Below are 23,474 nucleotides of genomic sequence, written 5' to 3'. Positions count from 1 at the left end.
AGCGGGCGATCCGTCCCGCCAGATCTCGAACAGAAGTGAGGACACCCGTGCACACACTCAAGAGGCTGCTCCGATTGATCAAGGGGGCCAACCGTGGACAGGAACTGTCGGGCCAGCCGATGGCGGACCGGTGGCTGAACCGTAGCGCCAATGTTCTTCAGGTAACCGCCGCAGTAGCGAGGATTCTGCTCACCTTGCACGACTGGTGAGCAGTGTTGGCGGCATGGCCTTCCTGCCCGACAACAACCGCCGACATCAACAGCCACGGGCAGAGGCGCTACGTCGCGCTCATCGAGGTCTTGCTGCGCCAGCCACTCGATGGCACTGTCAGGACTCGTTGGCAGTGGGTGGCCCTGGCGATGCGCCTGGGGGTCAAGGGGTCGCAGGTTCAAATCCTGTCGTCCCGACAGGAATGTCGGAGCCCCGCTGACTGGACGTAAGTCCAGGCCAGCGGGGCTTTTGCCGTTTCTGCGGCCAGTTCAGCGGACGAGCCGCAGGTGTCGGCCGGGGGAGTCCGGCGGGACCACTTCGGGACCAGGCGCCCTGCGCGGGCCGCTCAGGTGCGCGCTCAACACCTCGCCGGCCCGCTCGATGGCCCGCCGGTCGGGGTGCAGGTAGCGCTGTGTCGTTGTCAGCGACCTGTGCCCGGCGATCTTCCGCAGGACGTGCAGCGGGACCCCGGCGTCGGCATCCACGTCAGCCCGGTGTGCCGGAGGTCGTGTCGGCGCAGGTGCTCGAAGCCGAGCTCCACCACCACCTCGTCCCCGTGCGTCGCGTCCCGCAGGACGGCAGACGTGATCCGTCCGCCCCGCGGCCCAGTGAGCTTGGCCATCGGATCGGGACTGATTACGTCGAGGCGTCGGGCGACCAGATCCCGGATCTCCGGCATCAGGGGCGGGTCCGACGGCGCCTGCCCTTGGCGCCCTTGCCCACGAGATCGCCGGGCGCAGCGGTGGTCTGCCGACACGGGTCCGCAGGCCGAGTGCTGAAACTGCTTGGGCGAGGGGCCACTGGTGAGCGCTCTATGAAGCACATGCGGAACGGTTGCCATCGTTGTCTCTGAGCCGGGTCGCTGGCAGATCGGCGGCGCTGCGCGCTTGATAGCTGTTGTGGCTTTGCATCACCATCGGTCTTGTCTGTGGGAACTTCCGGCTACTGTGTCTGGTCGCGAACCGTCAGATCTCCGACAGATGCCGACGCGCAGTGTGCGTGTTCCGCTCTGGCCTGAGGTTAGCGGATCTTACTACGCCGGCTTGCCGTGGTTGATGACGACAGTAACCGATCCTCGGCCTCGGGCGTCCACACGGTCACAGTGAGAGCGTCGACCTGAGGCCCGGATGCGCCGCCGGACTCCCGGCGTGACGCTAGACGTACGGGCTCCACAGTCAGCATCCAGATGCTCCTACGAACCATCCATAGCAGCATCTCGCTGAAATTCAACGGAGCCTAAAAAGAGACACCTGAGAGGTTAGAAACCTATGCTGGCCAACCTAGTTGTCGAGAATGATGAAAGTGGACTCGAGCTCAAATCTCTTAGTCGCTGGCTTAACAGTGATCCAGATGTGCAGGAACGAATTACCCTGACTCATAAGTCCGATTCGAACCTCCCCGGGGAGATGGGGTTGGGTTTGGATCTAATCGAGGCCGTATTCAATGGCGTGGTCGACCTATCCTCCCTGGCGCTAGCCATCGTCAACTGGCGAGAGACGCGGCCATCTGGTGTTTCAGTGCGTATCAAATCCGGCAACTATTCTGCAGTAGTCGATGGGGCCGATGATCAAGACATCCAGAGGCTTACTAGGTTACTGAATATGGCGCAGGAGGACACGGGCGCCGATGAGCAGCAGGACTAGCCGTGCGCGAGCTGTCCGATCCATTAGCCTCTGGGGCAGTTCTGATCGGTGTGCACAACTATGCTCATCTTGAGGACCTGCCAGCAGTTGAGCGTAGCGTGACTCGTCTCACAAGGAATCTGAGGGACGGCCGAATATGGGGATTGCCTGTTGAGAGGTGCACTGAACTCCTTCAACCCTCGCGAGACCAGATATTTGACGCCCTCCATAGTGCGGTTGACGAAGCAACTGACACGTTGTTGTTCTACTTTCTCGGGCACGGCCTAACCCATGACACTACGGGAGAACTATATTTGGCTCTCCAGGATTCCAGTGCCTCTAGGCTTGACCGGGCGGTTCGCTACGAAGACCTAAGGAGTCTGGTGCTTAGGCGGGGAAGTGGAGGAAACGCCCGGGCGAAGCGCAGGGTCGTTATCTTGGATTGCTGTTGGAGTGGTCTCGCCCTGGATGGCGGCATGTCTGCGCAGAAAGTAGGCAATAGTACGAACATTGCTGGGACATTTGTGTTAACCGCGACAGCGGAGACTAGGAAGGCGATATCGCCGCCCGGAGAGATCTACACAGCCTTCACTGGGGCCTTGATAGATATACTCGAGAATGGGATACCAGGGGAGCCGGCCCTGCTGACCATGAGTAGCGTCTATGATCAACTATGTGAATCGCTTGGTGCGAGGTCCTTCCCGGAGCCGCAGCAGCGAAACAGGAACAACTCGGGAGGCATTTGCATCTTCAAGAATGTCGGATGCCGGTCCATTGCGCCGGAGGGGCGGAGGGCAGCTGTCGAGTTGACCGCAGAGAACGATCAGACAACTATGCTGCGTAGCGGCGCGAGTTTCACTAGTCGTCCCGACCTTCTTCGTGATGGAGGCAAAGTCTTTACGGGCACCCTTGATGTCTTTGAAGGCCCCGATGTGAAGCCTGCTCAACCTGAAAGGAGGGGGGATGGGCATCTGCATCCCTCGCCCGAGGAAGTGGCCGACTTCATCACTGTTATTGAATCTAAAAGTGCAGAGAATATTGTAAGCTATATTCGACTGCTCTTTGGTTTGGGTCGCACTGCGGAATATACTCAAGTAGCGGACGGTGCTGGGCGGTACCAGTCGGTGTCGAGCATAATTGAGATTATCGCCGCTCTTGGCCTCTCGGACTCTCACCAAGCTGTAAAGCAGGTGATTATTTCGTTCTCAAGGGTTCGGCCAATTCCCGAAATAATCGACCTGGTGATAGGGCTTCGTGAGGTAGATCGCGGCAATGATGCGGTTAGGGTCCTGATAGGGGCCGCAAGCTTGCGTCCGGCGTCGGACGTGTTGGACCTTATTCTCGCTTGCGCAAAGGCGGGAAACCGGACTGATGCTGCTAGAGTCATAAAGGCTGTTGGGCTGTGGGCGTCATCGAAAGAGACTATCGCAATTATCCATTCTCTGCGAGCCACGGGAAATAGTGGTAGCGCTCACGACATTCTCCAAACCGCCGGAAGGTCTGACGCTCCAGGTCGAGTCAGAGAACTCTTGCAAGACCTCCGGAAGGCGGGGCGCGTGGCCGACATGGTGGTCGTGATGGACTCCGCTGCGGCAGGCCTATCTACTGATCCCCAGATTGAAGAGGCGCTGAAGAAGGCGGCAGAGCTTGCGGAGGAGCGGGAGGCTTGGGAGGCGAGGTCGAAAAGGGTAGACTAAGGAGCGTCGGCGCATCCGTCCTTTGTTTTAAGTGGAAGGATTATTTCTCTTGTGTCCTTTCTGTCGCTGCTGGTTCTGAACACCGGGAGATTCGGTGCAGGTGGCCCGACGTGGCCTCTGTCCCGGGGACAAGGGGCCGCGGTTTCAAATCCTGCCGTCCCGACAGTAATGTCGGAGCCCTGCTGACTGGATGAAAATCCAAGCCAGCGGGGCTTTTGTTGTTTCCGAGGGTGGATCAGCGGACGAGCCGCAGGTGTCGGCCGGGGGAGTCCGGCGGGACCACTTCGGGACCAGGCGCCCTGCGCGGGCCGCTCAGGTGCGCACTCAGCGCCTCGCCAGCCCGCTCGATGGCCCGCCGGTCAGGGTGCAGATAGCGCTGTGTCGTCGTCAGCGACCCGTGCCCGGCGATCTTCCGCAGAACGTGCAGCGGCACCCCGGCGTCGGCCATCCACGTCAGCCCGGTGTGGCGGAGGTCGTGCCGGCGCAGGTGCTCGTAGCCGAGCTCCACGACCACCTCGTCCCAGTGCGTGGCGTCCCGCAGGACCGCCGTGGTGATCCGACCGTCCCGGGGCCCGCTGAACAGCCGGGCCATCGGGTCGGGGCCGATCACGTCGAGCCGCCGGGCGACCAGCTCCCGGATCTCCGGGATCAGCGGCACCGTCCGGCGGCGCTTGCCCTTGGTTCCCTTGTCGACCAACCCCGCCCGGCGCGGTGGTGGTCTGCCGACACAGGTCCCACGTCCACCGCACGCGGTCGATGTCTTTGCGCCGCACGCCGGAGACCTCGCCGATCCGGGCCGCGGTGCAGGCCGCGAAGCGCACCACGTCGCCCCAGCCGCCGTACTGGCCATGCGAGCGCAGCACCAGGGCGCTCGCCAGGTCGTCCAGCGTCTGCCAGTCCGGCAGGGCCGGCGCCCGCGGGTCGTCCAGCTCGTCCTCCGCCTGCTGGTACTCGCGCTGCCAGCCGCTGACCTTGGCGGGGTTGGTGTCGATGACGCCGTCACGGACTGCCTGTTCCATGACCCGCACCAGCACGGCGAGGGTGTTTTTCACGGTCGAGCGGCCGTGCTCGTCGGCGATCCAGCCGTAGACGGCGCGGTCGATCACACCGTTCGTGATTGTGCGCAGGGGCAGGTGGCCGAGCGTGGGAACGATCCGCAGCCGCCAGCCGCCAGCCGCCAGCCGCCAGCCGCCAGCCGCCACCCTGCGCGGTAGGGGTCCAGCGTCTTGGACTCCGGGCCGCGCAGGGCGAGTTCATCACCGAGTCTCCGTACTCGGCCAGCGGCATGGTCGCCGTGGCCGGAGTGACGCCGCCGCTGGCCAGCCGCAGCATTCCCGCGATCCAGTCCTCGGCGGCGTCCTCGGTCGTGAACATCTCGGAGCGGGACGGCCGCCGGCCGGTCGTCGGGTCGGACCACCGGACGCGGGCGCGGCACGGGCTCGGGTACTGTGGCCGGTACTCGATGTCCGTCGAGAGCTTCACACCGATTGGGGGGTTCTGCTGGGGCATCAGGCCGCCTCTCCGGGAACGATGCGACGCGACGCCGGCCAGGCCTCGACGTCGGGGATGCTGTACATGGACACCGCGAGGTGAGGCGGACGAACGGCGGGCCCTGGACGGGGTTGGAGGTGCGCCAGCGTCTCAGTGTCGACGGGTCGACGTCGATCAGCTCTGCGACTTCCTCGGTGGAGTACCAGCCGTTGTGTAGCAGCCCGCCGCGCGCGGGACGGCCAGCACCGTGCTGGTTCATCGACTCGATCAGCTGGGCTGCCTGATCGATCGTCAACATGATCTCGGGCAAGGGGCGAGACTGGATGAGCAGACGCCGGTCGCGCACCTGCTGTCCGCGATGACCGGCAGCGGCCAGGCGGTGGGCCAGCTGCGGGTGCCGGACCGCACCAACGAGATCACCTGTTTCGCGGCCCTGCTGAAGCCCTACGACCTGACCGGCGTGACGGTGACCGCCGACGCCCTGCACACCCAGCGCGGCCATGCCCGCTTCCTCGTCGAGGAGAAGAAGGCGCACTGCCTGCTGATCGTCAAGGCCAACCAGCCCGTCCTGCACGCCCGGCTCCGGTCGCTGCCATGGAGCCAGGTCACCGCCCGCCGCTACGAGCGGGGCACTGGGCACGGCCGCCGCGAGACCCGAGTGACCAGGGCCTTGACCGTCACCGACCTGGGCCTGGACTTCCCCCACGCCGCCCAGGCCGCGCGCATCACCCGCCACCGCACCGACCTGAAGAACGGGCGGCTCACCCGCCAGGCCGTCTACGCGATCACCGACCTGACCCACCAGCAGGCCTCGCCCCAGCGGATCGGAGAGATCCTCCGGTCGCAGTGGACCATCGAGAACCGGCTCCACCTTGTCCGGGACACCACCTTCCGCGAGGACGCGTCCAAGGTCCGCACCGGACGCGGCCCCGGAGAACACGGCCGCCCTGCGGAACCTGGCGATCAACACGCTTCGTCGTCACGGTCTCCCCGGCATCGCGGCCGGCCTTCGCCACGTCTCATACGAGCCGTTCACCCGGCCGCTGGACCTCCTGGACATCCCCTGACCAGCACGTCTACTTGATCACGGTGACTTTGCATCAGCCCTGCCTCCGCACCGCCGGGAGCTGCAGACTCACGTGATCACTGGGACTTCGAAACGCCCCTGCGGCAGTGATGGCGATGGTCGCGGCGAGGCGGCGCAGATCATGGACGATGGTGCGGGGGACTCAGAACTCGCGGCACAGGTGGTGGAAGTGGTTGAGGACATAGGCGGGGTGGAGGGGGCGGCGGTCGGGGCGGTGGGAGACGTATCCGTCGTGGGGCGCCCGGAGCTGTGAGGGGCCACTGCCGGCCACGCGGTGGCGCAGGGCGGTGGCGACGCGCGGGGAATGGCGACCCAGCCCTTGCTGGAGCGGGTCTTCGGCGGGGTGAGAACCAGCCGGTTGTTGTCGACAGCGGACAGCGTGTGGCGGATGTAGCGGACGCGGTCGGGCAGGTGAACGTCGGTCCAGTGCAGGGCGAGGGCTTCGCCTTTGCGTATGCCGGTGTCGATGAGGACCTCGATGAGGTCGGCGAAGGCCGGGTCGGTGGCTTGGCAGCGGTCCAGGAAGCGGACGGCGTCCTGCACGGTCCAGATCTGACGTTCGGCAGCGGCCGGGCCCCGAGGCGATCCCGGAGCTGACCAGCCTCCTCGCGCCAGGCGATACGCGGCGCCGACTCATCTGTCTGGTCGAACGAGCGAGCCGGCCCGGTGGCCGCGTCGTCTTGGGGGTGGTGCGAGCCTGCTTCTTCGACCAAGCGGGCCACTCCGTCGACAGCGCCACCTTGGCGATGATCACGCCATCGGCTCTGGGCCGGAAAGCCGTGAAGTCCCAGCGCGGGGCGTCCTGGGCGATGTCGGCGATGGTCTGCTCCAGCGACGGCATCCACGGCACCGGGTGGACCAGGCCCTTGGCAGGATGCGTACCTCCTGGCCCTCGCGCATCGCCTTGCTGTAGGAGAAGGCGAGCCCGGTCAGGCCGCGGGGGCGGTCAGGACGGCCTTGGCGACCAGCCGGAGATTCCTGATCATCGGATTCGGGTCGTCCTTGCGGCTGACCAGGACGACCTGGTTGGAAGGAGCGCCCTCGATCGGGACGGTGACGAGGTTGGGGCGCAGTGAGCTACGCCGATCGCCGACCGGTAGCACCGCGATCGCCCTGCCACTCGCGACGAGTTCGATCTTGTCCTCGTAGCTCTCGATCGGCGGCACGTCGGCCCCGAGGATCCGGTAGGAAGTCCAGTCCGGGGTCTCGAACGGGCACGGCGCCGCCTCCTCGCCGGCCAGTTCTTCCGCGGTCACCGACGGGCGGTCGGCCAGGGGGTGGCCGCGCGGGACCACGAGCATCCGGGGCTCCTCGTACAGCGGGGTGGTGAAGACGTCGTCGGCGGTGAGCGGCAGCGGGGCCCGCGCGATCAGGGCGTCGACGCGCTTGTCGGACAGCGCCCCGAGGTCGCGGCAACTCAGGTACCGGGTGGTGACCTCAGCATCCGGGTAGCGGCGGCGCAGTTCCCGTACGGCGGCGGTGATCACCAGGTCTTCGACGTAACCGATGGCGATGCGATCGGTCTCGGCTTGTTCACGCACGGCCAGTTCGGCCTGGCGGGCGGCCTGCAGCAGGGCTTGGGCCCGGGGGAGGAACCTCTGGCCGGCCTGAGTGAGCCGGGCGCCCCGGGGCACGCGGTCCAGCAGTCGTGCGCCGAGATACCTTTCGAGCCGTTGGATCTGGCGGCTCAGCGCAGGCTGGGCCACGTGCAGGTCGGCGGCGGCCCGGCCGAAGTGCTGGTGGGCCGCCACCACGGTGAAGTAGCGCACCAGCCGCAGTTCCAGGTCCTGTCCGAGATCGTTCACCCTTGCAGCGTACGCGTCATGCCCTTTCGGAATGATCAGGTTGCCGAACCGGTCTTGGACGGCCATGCCGTCCTGGCCATTGACTGAAGGAGCAACGTTTCCCCGAGCAAGAGGTAGGCGCGATGAAGGCGATCCAGTTCCACGAAGCGGGCGGGCCGGAGGTTTTGCAGTATGACGAGGTGCCGGTTCCCGCGATCGGCCCGGGCGAGGTGCTCGTCCGGGTGCACGCGGCGGGCATCAACCCGCCGGACTGGTACCTGCGGGAGGGGATGAGGGTCATGCCGGCCGAGATGAGGCCGACCCTGGAGTTCCCTCTGGTCCCCGGAACGGACATGTCGGGAGTGGTCCAGGCGGTCGCTCCGGACGTGCTGGGGTTCGCCGTCGGTGACGAGGTCTTCGGCATGCTGCGGTTCCCCGGATTCGACGGCCGGACGTACGCCGACTACGTGGCCGCGCCGGCTTCGGACCTGGCTCACAAGCCGGCCGGTATCGACCATGTGCAGGCGGCCGGGGCGCCGATGGCGGTGCTTACGGCCTGGCAGTACCTGGTCGATCTCGGCCACGACGTGCCGTCTGTTTTCACCGGGTAGGTGCACCAGCCGGTGCCGATCACGCCAGGGATGACCGTGCTGGTCAACGGGGCCGCCGGTGGAGTGGGGCACTTCGCGGTGCAGCTGGCGAAATGGAAGGGGGCACACGTCATCGCGGTGGCCTCTGGGCGGCACGAGCAGTTCCTGCGCAAGCTCGGCGCCGATGAGTTCATCGACTACACCAGGACGCAGGCTGCGGACGTGGTCAGCGGTGTCGACCTGGTGATCGACACCGTCGGTGGCCCGGACAGCTCACGCTTCCTGACTGTGCTCAAGCGCGGCGGCACCATGCTTCCGGTGTTCTTCGCCCAGTACGACCCGGAAGAGACGGCGAGTCTGGGCATCACGGTCTCGAACATTCAGGTGCGGTCCAACGGCCGCCAGCTCGCCGAGATCGGGCGCCTGTTCGACGAGGGCACGCTGCAGGTCGGGGTGGACAGCACCTACCCGCTGTCCGAGGCGGGCAGCGCACACACGCGAGCCGCGCAGGGCCACATCCAAGGCAAGATCGTGCTGACGGTGGTCTCGTGATCGCCGAACTCCAGCAGGCGGTGGCGCACTACGCCCACGCCCTGGACGAGGTGAATGTGCCCGAGCCGGAAGCGGTACTGAGCGAAGACACCACCTGGACCTTCACGATGCCCGGACAGGGAGTGCTCGGCCCGGGCCGGACGCGCGGTGGTGCTCGACTTCATCCGTGACGGGCACACGGCCCAGACCGGAAGGGTGTGGTACCACCTGGGCAATGCCGTGGTCACGACGGCGGCCGCCGTCACCGCTGAGGTGCGGGCCCATCTGATGCAGACGAGGAACACCGGCGAGAGCATCCAGATGATCCCGAGCGGGGTCTACAAGTTCTGCCTGCGCCGCTCCGCGGTGAGTAGCGGCTCGCCGAGCTCACCTCGGCGCCGGCGACGCCGTTCAGGGCGGGGCCAGGCAGTGTGTCCGGCGGATCGTCGGGTGCCTGCCGGCGGCGCCCGGGTGCCGATTGGGCCGACGACGAACGGTACGGGCCTCTGTAGGGGGATAGCCGGCCGGTCGACGCATTGTTGAACGCAAGCAGTGATGTCCACCGCCCAGTGGACCTCGGCTCCATCGGTATGCCGGTGGCCCCGAAGAACACCCCGCTGTCGTCTCCGTCATCAGTGACCGCACAAGGCGCGCACATCTCAATCAGCAGTCAGGGCGTCGAGAGCCGGACGGCCACTCCTGAGAAGCGAGGGCGGTGTCGGTCAGAGCTCCTGCCCGGCTTGACACCGGTTCAGGTAGCTTGCGTGTCCGCGTAGTTTGCCGTGGCAGTGGAACGCAGCCGGCACGGTCTCGGGTGATCACGAGGTGTCGAGTCCCTGATCGCCGTGACGGATGAGCGTGCCTGCCCGCTCATCGCCGGTTCCTGCTGCCCCACGGCCCCTGCCGGCCGGCGAGCGCGGAGCCATGGTCGGCGGCCCGTCCGGACGGCGTGTCAGCTGCCCGGGTGGGAGGCCGCTCAGCCGTGTTCGGCGGCCCGTCCGGAGGGCGGGTCAGTTGCCCGGGTGGGAGGCCGCCCAGCCGTGTTCGAGCAACGCGAAGGCCTCGTCGGCGGCGCGGCGCGGCTCGGGGTGCCGCAGGATGAGGCCCCGGGCCTCCAGGGCGAAACGGGCCAGGGCGGCGCAGCTGACGTCGTCCTCGGGGGCGCCGACAGCCTCGGCGATGGCCCGCGCCAGGGCCGCTTCGTGGCGGGTCCACATGCGGTGGGCGTAGTCGCGCAGCGCGGGGGTCTCCTGCACCATGCGCGTGAACTCGGTGAACCGGGCGTCCGTGGCGTGGACGGCGAGCTGGGTCTGCTTCAGCAGGATGTGCTCGCGCAGCGCCTGCGGGATCGACTTGCCGGGGGTGCGGTCGTGCACGGCGGCGACGAGTGCTGCTTCCAGGTCGTCGTCCTGGTCGAAGACCAGGGCTTCCTTGCCGGAGAAGTGCTTGAACAGGGTGGTCACCGAGACGTCGGCGGCGTCGGCGACGTCCTTGACGCCGACCTGGTCGTAGCCGCGATCGAGGAAGAGCTCGAGTGCGGCGTCGGCCAGGGACTGGCGGGTCTGGGCCTTCTTGCGCTCGCGGCGCCCCGTCGGTTCGGTCACCCGCACACCCTACCCCGAAGTGAATCCGGTATGGAAGTTTAGTCATTGCACTTATTTAGCGAGTGTGCTTTCTTGGTGGTGCCGGGCCTTCCGGCGGCTCATCCACCTCCCGAGGGAGACCCCCATGAACTCTGCTCGTGATCCCCGCATCGCGATTGTCGGCGCCGGCCTCGGTGGCCTCACCTGCGCCCGAGTCCTGCAGCAACACGGCCGCTCCGTCACCGTTTTCGAACGAGAGGCTTCCGCCGACGCCCGCCCGCAGGGAGGCACCCTCGACCTGCACGCCGACACCGGTCAGGCCGCCCTGCGTGCGGCGGGGCTCCTCGGCCGATTCCAAGCCCTCTCCCGTCCCGAAGGGGAGGAGTGGCGTGTGCTCGACTGCGCCGACGCCGCACTCCTGGCGCATCAGGGGCCGTCCACCGGCGGCGGCCGCCCGGAGATCGACCGAGGCCAACTGCGCGGACTGCTCCTGGACTCGCTCACAGAGGGCACGGTGCGGTGGGACCGCGCCGTCACCGGGGTCACCCCGTTGCCGGACGGCACCTGCCGGCTGCTCTTCGGTGACGGCACCGCCGAGGACTTCGACCTGGTGGTCGGCGCCGACGGCGCCTGGTCACGCGTCCGCCCGGCCCTGTCGCACGCGACACCCCGCTACACCGGTGTCACCTTCGTCGAGACCGGATTCGACCACTGCGACACCCGCCATCCCGACCTCGCGCGGCTGGTCGGCAACGGATCCATGCTGGCGAAGGGCGCCGGCAGGTCCCTGGTCGCCCAGCGCAACAGCAACGGCCACATCCGCGCCTACATCGCGCTCCGCGCGCCGGAGGACTGGCACATGGCTGCCGGTATCGACCTCGGCGACCAGCGGGCCGTGCGGACGCACCTGCTGGGGATGTTTGACGGCTGGGACGAGAGCCTGCGCTACATCCTGCGCAACAGCGACAGCGGGTTCATCAACCGGCCCCTGTTCGTCCTGCCCGCCCCGCACACCTGGGAGCACATTCCCGGCGTCACGCTGCTCGGCGATGCCGCGCACCTGATGCCCCCGGTCGGGCAGGGTGCCAATCTCGCCATGCTCGACGGCTCCGACCTCGCCCAAACCCTCGTCACCGAACCCAGCGTCGACGACGCCGTCCGCGCCTACGAGAGCATCATGCTGCCGCGCTCGATCGAAGCCGCGACGGGCAGTGCGCAGGGACTCGACCACCTCGTTCCCGCAACGACCTCCTGAGCCGACTCCACCGCCCCGGCCGCGCGGCCCTTCCCGCGTCGATCACGCGAACTCCCACGCGCCGGCTCCGGCTGCCTCCAGCCGGCGCAGCTCGACAGTTCGCCGCGGCGCATCCCGGTGCCCGGCAGGACCTGGAAGGCGTCCGCCCGCCGGTCGCCGTAGGTGTCGTGGTTGTGCCCGCACCGACCCGAAGTGGGCGACCGCGCTGGTGCGGGCCCTGCCGGTCCTGACGAACCGCGAAGTCGCCCGCTGACCGACGATCTCTGCCGAGCCATGCGCCCACGACCAGTCCGAGCATGCCGACATCCGCGTACACCGGACCCGTGACCTGCAACCTCACGATGCACACACCGCGCAGTGAACTGGAGCGAGGAACGCGCGCCTCTAGGTGTCCCCAGGCCCTCGGCAGCCGGCCCGATGCCCGTCGGCCCTGCAGGCCGGCGACGCATGGCCGGCTTCGACCTCACGCGGAGGCGGCCGGCGGCGAGGGCAAGCCCCGGGACGCCAACCGCATGGCCGCTACGGTCCCCCCGGTGGCCGCGCGGGCCAGTTCGCGCCGACCGGCAGGTACGTAGGTTTCCCTCATCGGCGGCGGATCGCGACAGAGGAGGCGGACCCGTGGAAGACACCCAGTACGACACGTGTGTGATCGGAGCTGGACCTGCTGGACTGGCGGTCGCGCGGGCGCTGGCGGAGCGGAATATCCCCTACACGCATATCGAGCGGCACACGGGTCCAGGGGGTCTGTGGGACATCGACAACCCCGGTGGTCCGATGTACGAGTCGGCCCACTTCATCTCCAGTAAGACCCTTTCGGGCTTCGGCGGGTGGCCGATGCCGGACCACTTCGCCGACTACCCGTCGCACCGTCAGATCTTCTCCTATCTCACGTCGTTCGCCGACGCGTACGGACTGACGGACCGGATCGAGTTCGGCACCGAGGTCCGCAGCATCGGGAAGAACGCGGACGGCAGCTGGACGGTGATGCGGGCCGACGGGCGGCAGAGCGTCCACGGGCAGGTCGTGGTGTGTACGGGCTCGCAGTGGCATCCCAACGTCCCCGACCTGCCCGGTCACTTCACCGGTGAGGTACGGCACACGGTCGGTTACCGCAGCGCGGACGAGCTGCGAGGCAAGCGCGTGTTGGTCGTCGGGGCCGGGAACTCGGGCTGCGACATCGCCTGCGACGCGGCCCGGGCCGCCGACCACGCGGTGATCAGCATGCGGCGCGGCTACTGGTTCATCCCCAAGCACCTGTTCGGCCGGCCCGTGGACACGATCGCCCAGAGCGGGCCGAAACTGCCGATGTGGTTGGAACAGCGGATCTTCGGTGCTCTCCTTCGCGTCATCAACGGCGACCCGCGCCGGCTGGGCCTGCAGAAGCCCGACCACAAGCTGTTCGAGACGCACCCCGCGATCAACTCGATGCTGATCCATCACCTCCAGCACGGGGACATCACGGCCAAGCCGGGGATCGCCCGTACCGAGGGCAGGACGGTGCACTTCACCGACGGCACCCGCGACGACTTCGACCTCATCCTGCTGGCGACCGGGTATGTGCACAAGGTGCCGGTCGCACAGCAGTACTTCGGCAGTGAGCAGCACCCCGATCTCTACCTGTCGTCGTTCTCCCGCGAGCACCGAGGGCTGTTCGGCGTCGGCTTCGTGGAGACGAACTCCGGGGCGTACCACCTCTTCGACACCCAGGCGCAGCTGATCGCCGGATTCATCCAGGACACGCAGCGCAAGCTGCCGAGCGCGCAGCGCTTCGCCGACCTGATCCGAAACGACCGTCCGGATCTGTCCGGCGGACTCAAGTTCGTCGCCTCGCCCCGGCACACCGGCTATGTGGACGGCGGGGCCATCGTGAAGCACCTGGCCAAGGTGGCCGGTCAGATGGGCTGGCGCACCCACGGCAACCCGCCCTCGGCCTCGGCCCGCCAGCCGGTGGGGCAGTCATGAGCTACGACTTCAGCGACAAAGTCATTCTGGTCACGGGCGGTGCGGGCGGGATCGGCAGCGCCCTGTGCCGCCGGTTCGCCGTCGGCGGCGCGCGGTGCATCGTGGTCGACATCGACGCGGCCCGCGCCAAGCAGGTCGCCGGCGACCTCCCCGGCCCCGGGCACACCGGGCTGGCCTGCGACCTGCTGGACCGCGCCGCGGTTCAGCGGCTGTTCGACCAGGTCACCGCCACCTACGGACACCTGGACGTCCTGGTCAACAACGTCGGCATGACCAGCGCCGAACGCTTCGACGTGCGCAGCATCGAGAGCATCGAACGGGAGATCAACCTGAACCTGCTCTCCCCGCTGATCACGACAAGGATCGCCATCCCGCTGCTGCGTTCGTCGAGCGACGCCCGGGTGGTCACCACGGTCTCCCTCGGGGGCATCTTCCCGCTGGGCGAGACGCCGATCTACACCGCCTCGAAGTTCGGGCTGCGCGGCGCGATGCTCTCCATCGCTCTCGACCTGCGGGACAAGGGCATTTTGGCCGGGTCGGTGCTGCCGTCCGCCACCGACACCCGGATGCTCCGCCAGGAGGCCGTGGACGGCGGCAACGCCATGCAGTTCCAGGACCCGCCCCAGCAGCCCGCCGACGTCGTGGCCGCAGTGGTGAGTCTGCTGAACAGGCCCCGCCTGGAGGTCTATCCCAAGCCGAGGGAGTCTCTTCTGGTGCGGCTGGCGATGCTGGCCCCGAACCTGCTGCCCAAGGTCTTCCCGCTCTTCCGTGGGCGGGGCGAGCGCGGCATGGCCCGTTACCTGGAGGACCTGCGAAGCCGAGGGCTGGCGCGTCAGGTCGACGGCCACTGGGAACTCGTGGAGGAAGCATGACCGTGACGGATGCGACCGGCCGGTCGGTGCTGCGGGTGACCAACCCGGCGACCGGAGAGCTGATCACCGCACTGCCCGCTGCGAACACCCGCCAGGTCGCCGAGGCGGCCGAGCGAGCCCAGCGGGTCTTCGAGAGCGGGTCGTGGTCCCGACGGCCGCCGAGGGAACGGGCATCGGTGCTGCTGCGGCTCGCCGACCTGATGGAACGAGACGCCGAGACGCTGGCCCGCCTGGACAGCGCGGACGCGGGCAAGCCGATCACCGAGTGCCGCACGGGCGACGTGCCCGGTGCGATCGAGTCGATCCGCTGGTTCGCCGAGGCGGCCGACAAACTCTTCGGCCGTCTCGCACCCACCGGCCGGGACCACCTCGGGTTGATCAGCCGAGAGCCGGTCGGGGTGGTCGCGGCGATCCTGCCGTGGAACTACCCGCTGGCCATGGCCGCCTGGAAGGTCGGGCCCGCCCTCGCCGCCGGCAACTGCCTTCTGATCAAGCCGGCCGAGGCGACACCGCGCTCGGCGCTGCATCTGGCGCGCCTCGCCGCTGAGGCCGGTCTGCCGGAAGGGGTGCTGACGGTGCTGCCCGGTCACGGGCCGGTCGCCGGCACGGCTCTGGCCCGCGATCCACTGGTGGGGGCGCTGTCCTTCACCGGCTCCAGTGCCGTCGGGCGCCGTATCCTGACCGACGCCGCGCAGACCAATTTCAAACGCGTCTCGTTGGAGATGGGCGGAAAGAGCCCCCAGATCCTCATGGCCGACGCGCTCGGCTTCGGCGACGAGCTCATCGACGACATGATCGAAGCAGCATTTTTGACGATGGGTCAGAACTGTACGGCCGGCTCGCGCGTCCTGATCCACCAGGACATCGCCGAAGAGGTCCTGGCCCGGTTCGTCGCCGCCGCCGAGTCGCTGGTCATCGGCGACCCCTCCGAACCGGAGACCCGCATCGGTCCCCTGATCAGCCACGCTGCGCGTGACCGCGTCGCCGGCGCCGTGGACGCCGCCGCCGCGGCCGGCGCGCACATCCACACCGCGGGCCTTCCCGGCGGTCTGCCCGGCGCCGGCGCCTACTATCCGCCCACCATCGTCACCGGAGCCCCCGTCGCCAGCGACGTGCTGACGCAGGAACTCTTCGGACCGGTCGTCACAGTCCAGACCTTCACCACCGAAGCCGAGGCGATCCGCCTGGCCAATGCCACCGAGTACGGGCTCGCAGCCTCCGTGTGGACCCGCGACCTCGATACCGCACTGCGCCTGTCGCGAGACGTCCAGGCCGGCGTGGTCTCCGTGAACGCCTACAGCGAAGGGGACCTCAGCACTCCGTTCGGCGGCTGGAAGCAGTCCGGATTCGGCGGTGCGGAGAAGTCCACCGCGGCCTTCGCCCAGTGGACCAGGGAGAAGACCATCTGGATCCGCACCCACTGAAAGCCGACCATGACCCACCACCTTGCCCATCCCGTACAGCTGGATGCGCCAGTCGAGGAGCGGCCGAGGCTTCGCGGCGTCCTGCATGCCGCGACCGCCCCGCTCGCCCTGGCCGCCGGCCTCACCCTCACCGCCACCGCTCCCGACGGCCGGGGCCGAGCGGCCTGCGCGGTCTTCACCCTCACCGCCACGCTTCTGTTCACCACCAGCGCCGCGTACCACACCGGCCGATGGACCCGCGCCACAGAAGAGGCACTGCGCCGCCTCGACCACGCCAACATCTTCCTGGTCATCGCCGGGACCTACACCCCGCTGGCGGTCCTGCTGCTGCCACCACCGGCAGACAGGGACCTGCTCTGGACGGTCTGGGGCGCGGCGGCGGTGGGCACCGCACTCCAGTGGCTGTGGCCCGCCGCCCCCCGGTGGCTCTCCGCACCCGTCTACCTCGCGGTCGGCTGGACCGTGCTGTTGTTCATCCCGGACTTCGCCCACAGCGGTCGGCCCGTTGTGCTCGCCCTCGTCCTGGCCGGGGGCCTGCTCTACAGTGCGGGCGGCATCGTGTACGCCCGCAAACGCCCCAACCTGTCACCGGCCTGGTTCGGCTTCCACGAGGTGTTCCACGCCCTGACAACCGCCGCGTTCGCGGCGCACGCCGCCGCCATCGGCCTGCTCACCTCCCGCTGACGCCGCCGGGCCCCTCGGACCGCTCGAACCGCCTGCGCAACTCCAGCGGGGCCACCCCGTGCCAGCGGCGCACGGCGCGACGAAGGGCGCGTTCGTCGGAGAAACCGGCCTGGTGCGCGACATCGCGCAAGGTCGGTTCCGAACGCCGCAGCAGCTGTTCGACCCGTTCGCGTCGTACCCCGTCGACGATCGCCTCGTAGGTGGTGCCGCAGTCGGCCAGGCGCCGGCGCAGGGTGCGCTCGCTGGCCGCGTGCCGACGCGCCTGCTCGGCGAAGGACGGCACCGACGGGAGGCCCTGCGCGATCGAGACCTCCAGTACTTCGAGCAACTCCTGCTGGTCGCGACGGGCAGCCACCTGAGCGTCCAACAGTTCGAGCACCGAGGCGAGGATGACCGGGTCGCGGCCCGGCATCACGGTGCGAGCCCACGCCGGATGGACGACGTAGCGGTTGTCCTGCGCCCCGAAGCCCACTGGGCAGGCGAACAGGTCGCTGAAAGGGGTGATGTCACGCGGGGCGTGATAGACGAACGCGACCCGGCTCGGCGCGAAGGCCGGGCCGACGATCAGGCGGGTCAGCGTGACGACACTGGAGAACGCCTCCTCGGTCAGGAAGACACCCACTCCCGGGTCGAGAGCGGGGTCGGGCAGCCTCGCTCGCAGCACGAAGCCGTCCTCCTCCGCCCCCGCTGACCAGGCCATCATCGCCCCGGACAGATTCTGGTACTTCACTCCGGTCCTGATCGCGTGCTCCAGGGTGTCGCAGGCCATCAGCGCGAAGCCGAGCAGTCCCCACGCGGTCAGGTGCTGCGCCGAGCCCACCCGCAGGCCCAGACGTTCGTCCCCGGTCAGCTCCAGTGCGCGGCGGATGACAGTGCTGCCCTGGCGGTAGGAGACCCGCAGGGCGGCGGACCGCATCACAGCCTCCTCCAGGCCGACCCGGGCCAGTTCGGGCCGCAGGTCGACACCGTCCTCGCCGGCGACCACCGAGAGGGAGCGCAGGATGTTCGGCGGAATGGTCGCCGAGGTGCTGCGGCTGTTTCCCGGAGGACTCGCCGGGCCGGGGATATCGGGCATCGCGGTCTCTCTCACCAGGGCCTGGACAGGGCCAGTAGGACCACTGTAGACGGGCGGACACTGCCGGTTCGCGTGGTGGCCGCTGGAGTCCGCCACCTGGCCCCCGGCGCCCTGACTCCGGCCCGATCCGCTCCGTACGGTTGCGGCAATCCGATCCATCGAGATGCGCCGGTGCCCATCGAGCGCCCGGCAGTCAGGCGCGCCATGACTCTCTTCCTGCAGGCTGCGGTGCCGGCGGACGACCGACGAAGAGGCCCGCTCGCGGGCGCCCGACGAGTCACGGCAACCGCGTTCGCCGCCCAGGGCGCCGCCGTGGCGGCGGTGTTCACCACTGTGCCGGGCATCCAGCAGCATCTCGGGCTGTCGTCGCTGGTGACCACTGTGCTGATGGTCACCGTCGCACTTGCCGCAGGCGCCGGCAGTTTCGCCGGGTTGGCTGCGATCCGCCGTGTGGGCGCGGTCGCCGCCATGCGCTGCGCCGCTGCGGCGACTGCCACCGCCCTGCTGCTGATCGGATGGGCGCCCGGTCAGGCAAGCGTCACCGTCGCCTACCTGCTGTTCGGAATGGCCCTGGGCGGCATCGACGTCTCCGTGAACACCCGGGCCGCGGCGGTGGAGCGTGCGTACGGGCGCAGCATCTTCTCGTCGTTCTACGCCCTCTGGAGCGTGGGGGGCGTTGCCGCGGCCCTCCTGACGGCGGGCATGGCTCGCCTCGGCAGGCCGCCCGAGCAGATCCTGACCGCTCAGGCTGCCCTCGTTCTCGCTCTCGCCCTGACCATCCGCTCCCACCCGATTGCGGACACGGCGGCACCCGGCACACCGTCCGCGATCGCCGCAGTGCCGCTCGGCCGGAGGATGTGGGCCAAGCTCGTCCCGTTCGGCCTGGTCCTCCTCGTCGCGTACGTCATCGACTCCACGGTCTCGGCCTGGTCGACCGTCTACCTCCACCAGGTCCTCGCCGCCTCCTTGCCGACGGCTCCCCTGGCCTACGCGGCGTACCAGGCGGGCACCATCACCGGACGAGCCTGCGCTGACCACCTGATCCGCAGGACGGGGCCGGCCGCGGTGATCCGCGCCGCCGCGCTGGTCGCCGCCACCGCCCTGGCCGCGCTGGCCGGGGCCCCCGGCTGGCCGTACGCGATTGCGGCAGCCTGGTTCGTGGGCCTGGGCGTCTCCGCGTTCACCCCGCTGTGTCTCGCCACCGCCGGGCGGCTGCAACCGGATGCCGCCGAAGCCATCCTCGCCCGCCTGAACCTCTTCAACTACCTGGGCGTCATCAGCGGGGCGGCCGCAAGCGGGCTCATCGGCTCCAGCGGCCACTTCCGTCTCGCATTCGCGATTCCCGCAGTCCTGGCCCTCCTACCGCTGGTGATCGCTCGTCCTTTCGCCCATGACGCCCGACTCCAGCCAGGGGTGCACCACTCCTGAGGTGCGGAGGGCCGACGTGCGGTGCTACCCGGCGTCCTGGGAAGTGCTCGCCCAGGCTTGCGGAGCAACTCAGCGCGCAGGCGTCGCTGGTACGGGGTGTTGTGGCTGGAGCGGGCACCTTCGGAGAGCCGTTGGCCGGGTATCTGTGCGCGGGTTGGTGTGTTTCTCGCGTGGCCGGAGTTGGCGCCGAGGTCTGGGGGTGGTCCGGAGGGAGACCGCGGCTGAGCCCCACTCTTGGGGACCGCCTGGGGGCCACACGCTCCGCGCGCGGATGAACATCTCAACCTCAGCGACGCGGCGACGTGTGCGGCGTTCGACAACCACGGCTGACTGCAACGCGCCTTGCTCGGCTCTCGACGGGGACCCGGCGTATCTGTTCCGTCACCGTCTTCGGGCGACCGGACGTCGGACGCGGACCGCAGGCCTGGCCCCGGGCCTCCGCGTTTGGGGCCGGCCGGGGACGCACCGGGGCGGATGGTCAGGAGAGCTCCGGGTCCGTGTGGGCCGGGGTGCGGTCGGCGGCCTTGAGGCAGGCGATGATCCGCTCGTGGGTGTCGCCGACCCGGTCGACGACGCGGACGCGGATGTAGACCTCGTCGACGGTGCGCATGGCCTTCTCGGTGAACCATCCCAGGAACTTCATCCCCTGGGCCGGGAGTGCGCTGCCCGCCGTGATGACCGTGAGCATGAAGTCCTTCCGCATCTCCAGGCCCTCGGCGACGATCGCGTCGACCGCTTGCAGGGCGGTGCCCCAGGTGCCGGGCGCGCGGGGCGGGGCATCGGGGGCGGCAGGCAGGAACGTGACCAGGTAGCTGATGTCGGAGAGGACCGCGACGTCCTGGCCCGCGTTCGTCAGGCTGCAGGCCCAGGCCCGCTGGTCGAACGGCGCCATGCCGTCCACGGCCCGTCCGGAGTGCCCGAGCACGGGCTTGACGGTCCTGGCGTACTGGGCGCGGGCCAGGGACGCCCCCAGCGCGGCCAGGGCGGCCGTGGTCGCGCTCTGGACGTCCAGGAGCCGCAGCTTCCACGGCCAGGTGTCCTGGAGGTGGGCCGACAGGTTGTCGCGGATCACGCTGTAGGCCAGCAGCGCCAGGGCCACCCCGGCCGACGCGTTCAGCAGTCTGGACAGCAGCATGTTCCTTCGGACGACCCGCTGCTTGCTCTCCATCCGGTTCCCCCCAGTCCCGGCCGACGGCCCGAGCATCCGACCCGACGGCAGTCACGATTCTAGGTGCCGGTCCGGGAGTCGGAAAGAAGCCAACTGGTCGACGAGGCGGCGCACTTGGAGCACTCGAAGGACGGCGCCGCGGATTGGCGCCGGCCTCCCCCCGAGGGATTCCCCTCTCAGGTGCCCGGTACTCGCCGCAGCTCCCGGATGGGACGGCTCAGCAGCAGGGCCGCAGCGACCAGCAGGGCGGCCACTCCCACGGTGGCGAGCACGGCGCGCGGGCCGAACGAGTCGGCTGCCGGGCCCGCGAGTGCGCTGCCGACCGGGAGCATGCAGACCGATCCGGCGACCTCGTACGCGTGGATGCGGTTGAGCACTCGGCCGGGGACCTGGGTCTGCACACTGGTCGCCCACATGACGCCCCAGAAGGTGACGCCCGTGCCGACCAGCACCTGGGCCGCGGCGAGCGCCGGCACGTGCCAGCCGAGGACGATCCCGAACGGATAGAGCGGGAAGGCCAGCAGCGCCACCGCGCCCGCGGCGAGCGGTCGGGGCGGCTTGAGCCGGATCCCGAGCAGCCCTCCGCACACCGTCCCGACGGCGAAGGCGCAGCTGAGCAGCCCGAACAGGGTCGCCCCGTACGCGGGGACGAGTACGCCGGCGGCGACGGGCAGCAGCGGCCCGGTCGAGGCGACGGTGTAGAACATCCAGACCACGATGGTGCCCCACAGCCACGTTCGGGACCGGAATTCGTGCCAGCCGGTGACCAGGTTCCGCCAGAGGCCGTCGTCGGACTCCGGGGTGGGCGTCGGGGCGAGCCGCAGCGCGAACAGGCCGCAGGCGCTGACGCCGTAGGTGGCGGCGGCGATGACCATCACCCAGCCGGTGGCGGCGGCGCCCGCCAGCAGGCCGGCGAGGGCCGGGCCGAGCAGGGCGGTGAGCGCCTCGGAGGTGCGCAGCACGCCGTTGGCGCCCTGCACGTCGCGGGCGACCAGCGGGACGGTCGAGGCGGCGCCGGGCTGGAACATCGCGGCTGCGCTGCCGGCCACCGCCATGAGCGCGTACAACTGCCAGAGCTGGTCGATGCCCCGGAAGAACAGGACGGCCATCAGGGCGCGGGCGACCAGGTTGGTGAGATCGGCGCCGATCATCATCCGGCGGGCGGTGAACCGGTCGGAGAGCACCCCGCCGAAGAGCACCAGGCCGGCGAACGGCGCGGTCAGGCAGGCCAGTGCGAGGCCGACGCTGCCGAGCCCGTGGCCGGAGCCGATCAGCCCGGCGGAGACGGCGACCGGCAGCATGGTGTGGCCGAGCAGCCCGGCGGTGCGCGCGGTGAAGTAGTAGCGGAAGTTGCGGGACCAGATCGCCGGCCCGGCGGCCGCGGGGGGGCCGTAGAGCGGGGGCTGCTGCAGGCCGGAGTGCGTCACGTGGAGCCATTCTGCCGCCACAGGCCCCGGATCGAGTCGCGACGCGAGCGCCGGTCGGCAGTGGACGGAAGTCGACCACGACTGCTCCGGGACGGGCCGCATCCGGGGGGCGTGAATGCCCGGTCCTGCGCGCGGGCTCCGAGCGTCGCGCGACCCGATGGCGGCAGGCCCGGCCGACTCCGTCGCTCCCGCTGGCACGGGGTCGCCAGGCGAGGTCATGCCAGGTGAATCGCTAGGTCGGGGGCCTGGCGGTGGAGCAGGATGGGTGTCGGAAAGAGGGGGCCGGACGGCTTCCGGGGGCCGTCATCCACACCGTCGAATCGCCTTGCGGCCCGGCACGTCCCAGAGGAGTGTCATGTCTATATCAACATTTGCCGTGCGTCAGGACGCCGTGCTCGACGTCTTCGAGCAGCGGATCGCCGATCTCAAGGAGAGCCGGCTGTACCGGGAGTTCTTCCCGGTCGGCCACCTGGCGAACGACCGGGGGCACACCCGGCACGGGGACCGTACGGTGCAGGTCTGGTGCAGCAACGACTACCTGGGGATGAGTCAGCACCCCGAGGTGATCGCGGCCCAGATCGACGCGACCCTCAAGCACGGCACCGGCACCGGCGGCTCGCGCAACATCGCGGGTACCAGCACCGCGCACGTCGAGCTGGAGCGCAGACTGGCCGGCTGGCACCGCAAGGAGCGGGCGCTGATCTTCTCCAGCGGCTACGTCGCCAACTTCGAGACGCTGAGCACCCTGATCGCGGCGCTCGACGACGTGGTGGTGTTCTCCGACTCGCTGAACCACCGCTCGCTGATCGAGGGCATCGTCCGCTCGGGGGCCCGCAAGCACGTCTTCGCCCACAACGACCTGGCGGACCTGGAGGCGAAGCTCGCGCAGTACGACCTCGACCGCCCCAAGCTGATCGTCTTCGAGTCGGTGTACTCGATGGACGGCGACACCTCGCCGGCGAGCGCGATCTTCGACCTCGCGGAGAAGTACAACGCGCTGACGTTCCTGGACGAGACGCACTCCATCGGCGTGCGCGGCACCACCGGCGCGGGCCTGTGCGAGGAGCTCGGCGACCACCGGGCCACCTTCGTGCAGGGCGTGTTCGGCAAGGCGATCGGCACCGTCGGCGGTTACGTGGCCGGTCCGGACGCGGTGCTCGACTACGTCCGCTCGCACGCGCCCGGTTTCATCTTCACCACCTCCCTGCCGCAGGCGGCCATGGAGGCCACCCTGAAGAGCCTGTCGATCGTCCAGCAGGGCCAGGGGATGCGCGCGGAGCTGTACCGCAAGGTCGCGCTGATGAAGGCCGAACTGCGCGCCAGGAACATCGACTTCCTCGACGCGGACAGCCACCTGGTGCCGGTCATGGTGCCCGGCGGCGAGCGGGTGAAGCGAGTCTCCGAGCTGCTGCGCGAGCGCTACGACATCTACGTCCAGCCGATCAACTTCCCGTCGGTCGCCCGTGGTGGCGAGCGCTTCCGGGTGACGGTCGCGCCGTTCCGCACCGCGGAGCAGATCGCGGACTTCGCCGAGGCCATGCAGCGCTGCCTCGAGATCGCCTGACGGCCGGCCACCAAGAGAGA

At 69.0% G+C, this 23,474-nt stretch carries 18 protein-coding genes and 1 pseudogene; 12 read left to right on the top strand and 7 right to left on the bottom strand.

The features are described from left to right. Nucleotides 1–1,478: 1,478 nt before the first annotated feature. Both KSNIM_RS11110 and KSNIM_RS11105 read left to right on the top strand, forming a co-directional pair. Nucleotides 1,479–1,853: an effector-associated constant component EACC1 gene (locus tag KSNIM_RS11110; RefSeq protein ID WP_263103085.1), complete on the top strand. Its 375-nt coding sequence runs from the start codon at nucleotides 1,479–1,481 to the stop codon at nucleotides 1,851–1,853. A 2-nt stretch (nucleotides 1,854–1,855) separates the two neighbouring features. Continuing rightward, nucleotides 1,856–3,529: a caspase domain-containing protein gene (locus KSNIM_RS11105; protein ID WP_263103084.1), complete on the top strand. Its 1,674-nt coding sequence runs from the start codon at nucleotides 1,856–1,858 to the stop codon at nucleotides 3,527–3,529. A 235-nt stretch (nucleotides 3,530–3,764) separates the two neighbouring features. Here KSNIM_RS11105 and KSNIM_RS11100 read toward each other — a convergent pair whose 3' ends face one another. Next, on the bottom strand, nucleotides 3,765–4,226 hold the full coding sequence (locus KSNIM_RS11100) for a tyrosine-type recombinase/integrase (RefSeq protein ID WP_263103083.1): 462 nt from the start codon (nucleotides 4,224–4,226) through the stop codon (nucleotides 3,765–3,767). 1,041 nt (nucleotides 4,227–5,267) lie between these two features. On the opposite strand from KSNIM_RS11100, the gene KSNIM_RS11095 reads away from it, so the two are divergent. Further along, entirely contained in the window at nucleotides 5,268–6,104 is an 837-nt protein-coding gene (locus tag KSNIM_RS11095) for an ISAs1 family transposase (RefSeq protein ID WP_263103082.1), read from the top strand. A gap of 51 nt (nucleotides 6,105–6,155) precedes the next feature. Here the strand turns inward: KSNIM_RS11095 and KSNIM_RS11090 are convergent, their stop codons facing one another. Together KSNIM_RS11090 and KSNIM_RS11085 are read right to left on the bottom strand one after the other, a co-directional pair. Further along, nucleotides 6,156–6,650: a hypothetical protein gene (locus KSNIM_RS11090; protein ID WP_263103081.1), complete on the bottom strand. Its 495-nt coding sequence runs from the start codon at nucleotides 6,648–6,650 to the stop codon at nucleotides 6,156–6,158. 386 nt (nucleotides 6,651–7,036) lie between these two features. Next, nucleotides 7,037–7,912: a LysR family transcriptional regulator gene (locus tag KSNIM_RS11085; protein ID WP_263103080.1), complete on the bottom strand. Its 876-nt coding sequence runs from the start codon at nucleotides 7,910–7,912 to the stop codon at nucleotides 7,037–7,039. Between the two features lie 122 nt (nucleotides 7,913–8,034). On the opposite strand from KSNIM_RS11085, the pseudogene KSNIM_RS11080 reads away from it, so the two are divergent. Both KSNIM_RS11080 and KSNIM_RS11075 read left to right on the top strand, forming a co-directional pair. After that, nucleotides 8,035–9,033: pseudogene (locus KSNIM_RS11080) on the top strand (NADP-dependent oxidoreductase). Then, nucleotides 9,030–9,203, top strand: a complete 174-nt coding sequence (locus KSNIM_RS11075; RefSeq protein ID WP_263103079.1) for a hypothetical protein — start codon at nucleotides 9,030–9,032, stop codon at nucleotides 9,201–9,203. Before KSNIM_RS11080 ends, KSNIM_RS11075 begins: the two are co-directional and overlap by 4 nt. Before the next feature lie 819 nt (nucleotides 9,204–10,022). On the opposite strand, the gene KSNIM_RS11070 is transcribed toward KSNIM_RS11075, so the two are convergent. Beyond that, nucleotides 10,023–10,616, bottom strand: a complete 594-nt coding sequence (locus KSNIM_RS11070) for a TetR/AcrR family transcriptional regulator (RefSeq protein ID WP_263103078.1) — start codon at nucleotides 10,614–10,616, stop codon at nucleotides 10,023–10,025. A 124-nt stretch (nucleotides 10,617–10,740) separates the two neighbouring features. Here KSNIM_RS11070 and KSNIM_RS11065 point away from each other — a divergent pair, with 124 nt between their 5' ends. The 5 genes from KSNIM_RS11065 to trhA all read left to right on the top strand — a co-directional run bounded on the left by KSNIM_RS11065 (nucleotide 10,741) and on the right by trhA (nucleotide 16,792). Then, entirely contained in the window at nucleotides 10,741–11,850 is a 1,110-nt protein-coding gene (locus KSNIM_RS11065) for an FAD-dependent oxidoreductase (RefSeq protein WP_263103077.1), read from the top strand. Between the two features lie 618 nt (nucleotides 11,851–12,468). Next, the gene (locus KSNIM_RS11060) at nucleotides 12,469–13,812 is read left to right on the top strand and encodes a flavin-containing monooxygenase (protein ID WP_263103076.1); all 1,344 of its coding nucleotides are present in this window, start codon (nucleotides 12,469–12,471) and stop codon (nucleotides 13,810–13,812) included. Then, entirely contained in the window at nucleotides 13,809–14,684 is an 876-nt protein-coding gene (locus KSNIM_RS11055) for an SDR family NAD(P)-dependent oxidoreductase (protein WP_263103075.1), read from the top strand. Before KSNIM_RS11060 ends, KSNIM_RS11055 begins: the two co-directional genes overlap by 4 nt. After that, a complete protein-coding gene (locus tag KSNIM_RS11050) occupies nucleotides 14,681–16,108 on the top strand; it encodes an aldehyde dehydrogenase family protein (RefSeq protein ID WP_263103074.1) in 1,428 nt (475 codons plus the stop codon). The genes KSNIM_RS11055 and KSNIM_RS11050 overlap by 4 nt, the downstream gene beginning before the upstream one ends. Nucleotides 16,109–16,117: 9 nt before the next feature. Continuing rightward, on the top strand, nucleotides 16,118–16,792 hold the full coding sequence (trhA, locus tag KSNIM_RS11045) for a PAQR family membrane homeostasis protein TrhA (RefSeq protein WP_263103073.1): 675 nt from the start codon (nucleotides 16,118–16,120) through the stop codon (nucleotides 16,790–16,792). Here the strand turns inward: trhA and KSNIM_RS11040 are convergent. Then, complete coding sequence (locus KSNIM_RS11040) at nucleotides 16,779–17,867, bottom strand: AraC family transcriptional regulator (RefSeq protein ID WP_263107898.1); 1,089 nt, start codon at nucleotides 17,865–17,867, stop codon at nucleotides 16,779–16,781. The genes trhA and KSNIM_RS11040 overlap by 14 nt on opposite strands. 204 nt (nucleotides 17,868–18,071) lie before the next feature. Between KSNIM_RS11040 and KSNIM_RS11035 the strand changes: the two genes are divergently transcribed. Next, nucleotides 18,072–19,295: an MFS transporter gene (locus KSNIM_RS11035; RefSeq protein ID WP_263103072.1), complete on the top strand. Its 1,224-nt coding sequence runs from the start codon at nucleotides 18,072–18,074 to the stop codon at nucleotides 19,293–19,295. A gap of 478 nt (nucleotides 19,296–19,773) precedes the next feature. Here the strand turns inward: KSNIM_RS11035 and KSNIM_RS11030 are convergent, their stop codons facing one another. Continuing rightward, nucleotides 19,774–20,463 (bottom strand): hypothetical protein, encoded by a 690-nt coding sequence (locus KSNIM_RS11030; protein ID WP_263103071.1) that lies wholly within the window; start codon nucleotides 20,461–20,463, stop codon nucleotides 19,774–19,776. 176 nt (nucleotides 20,464–20,639) lie between these two features. Beyond that, on the bottom strand, nucleotides 20,640–21,890 hold the full coding sequence (locus KSNIM_RS11025; RefSeq protein ID WP_263103070.1) for an MFS transporter: 1,251 nt from the start codon (nucleotides 21,888–21,890) through the stop codon (nucleotides 20,640–20,642). A 376-nt stretch (nucleotides 21,891–22,266) separates the two neighbouring features. Here KSNIM_RS11025 and hemA point away from each other — a divergent pair, with 376 nt between their 5' ends. Further along, the gene (gene hemA / locus KSNIM_RS11020) at nucleotides 22,267–23,454 is read left to right on the top strand and encodes a 5-aminolevulinate synthase (protein WP_263103069.1); all 1,188 of its coding nucleotides are present in this window, start codon (nucleotides 22,267–22,269) and stop codon (nucleotides 23,452–23,454) included. The last annotated feature ends 20 nt before the right edge of the window (nucleotides 23,455–23,474 follow it).

Source organism: Kitasatospora sp. DSM 101779 (genome assembly GCF_025655475.1).
Classification (GTDB): domain Bacteria; phylum Actinomycetota; class Actinomycetes; order Streptomycetales; family Streptomycetaceae; genus Kitasatospora.
This window is presented reverse-complemented; position numbering and strand designations above follow the sequence as displayed.

Coding starts and splice junctions, on each gene's coding strand:
- KSNIM_RS11065 (WP_263103077.1), top strand. CDS start 10,741: ATGAACTCTGCTCGTGATCCCCGCATCGCGATTGTCGGCGCCGGCCTC.
- trhA (WP_263103073.1), top strand. CDS start 16,118: ATGACCCACCACCTTGCCCATCCCGTACAGCTGGATGCGCCAGTCGAG.
- KSNIM_RS11050 (WP_263103074.1), top strand. CDS start 14,681: ATGACCGTGACGGATGCGACCGGCCGGTCGGTGCTGCGGGTGACCAAC.
- KSNIM_RS11035 (WP_263103072.1), top strand. CDS start 18,072: ATGACTCTCTTCCTGCAGGCTGCGGTGCCGGCGGACGACCGACGAAGA.
- KSNIM_RS11055 (WP_263103075.1), top strand. CDS start 13,809: ATGAGCTACGACTTCAGCGACAAAGTCATTCTGGTCACGGGCGGTGCG.
- KSNIM_RS11040 (WP_263107898.1), bottom strand. CDS start 17,867: ATGCCCGATATCCCCGGCCCGGCGAGTCCTCCGGGAAACAGCCGCAGC.
- KSNIM_RS11030 (WP_263103071.1), bottom strand. CDS start 20,463: ATGGAGAGCAAGCAGCGGGTCGTCCGAAGGAACATGCTGCTGTCCAGA.
- KSNIM_RS11110 (WP_263103085.1), top strand. CDS start 1,479: ATGCTGGCCAACCTAGTTGTCGAGAATGATGAAAGTGGACTCGAGCTC.